This window comes from Clostridium sp. CF012 (genome assembly GCF_018861755.1).
Lineage (GTDB): Bacteria > Bacillota > Clostridia > Clostridiales > Clostridiaceae > Clostridium_AD.
Window position 1 is genome coordinate 1 of record NZ_JAHLEF010000153.1, and the last position, 511, is coordinate 511.

The window sequence follows — 511 nt, forward strand, 5'->3', positions numbered from 1 at the left end:
TGTAGACACGAAAAGCCGAACACATTAAAATATAAATAAGAGAAGGATGTGTTTATAATGGCAAGAGGTCAAAAACAATACACAGAGGAATTCAAAAATACAATAGTAGAGCTTTATAACGCTGGAAAAAGCTTAGCAGAATTAAGCAGTGAATATGCCCTATCAAAATCAACAATAACAGGATGGACGAAGAAAAATAAACCAATAGCTGTGGATAAAAACAAAACTATAACATCAGCAGACTATCTAGCTATGTTAAAGAAAAACAAGCAACTTGAGGAAGAAAATGAAATATTAAAAAAAGCTATGGGCATATTCGCAAGGAAGTAACTACTGTATTTGAATTTATAACTAAGAATAAAAAATATCACGATATTAAACTAATGTGTAAAGTTCTTAAGGTATCTAGGAGCTCTTATTACCAATACCTTAATAAGAAACCAAGTAGTAGAGAAATTGAAAATATAAACATAGGAAAAGTGATTATGGATATCCATATAGCCAGTAAAAG

1 protein-coding gene is annotated in these 511 nt (G+C 30.1%); it reads left to right on the forward strand.

Annotated features, from left to right (window positions below):
• The first annotated feature begins 57 nt into the window (after nt 1-57).
• Nucleotides 58-330, forward strand: coding sequence for a transposase (locus KPL50_RS26825; protein WP_216301492.1), 273 nt, complete (start codon nt 58-60; stop codon nt 328-330).
• The last annotated feature ends 181 nt before the right edge of the window (nt 331-511 follow it).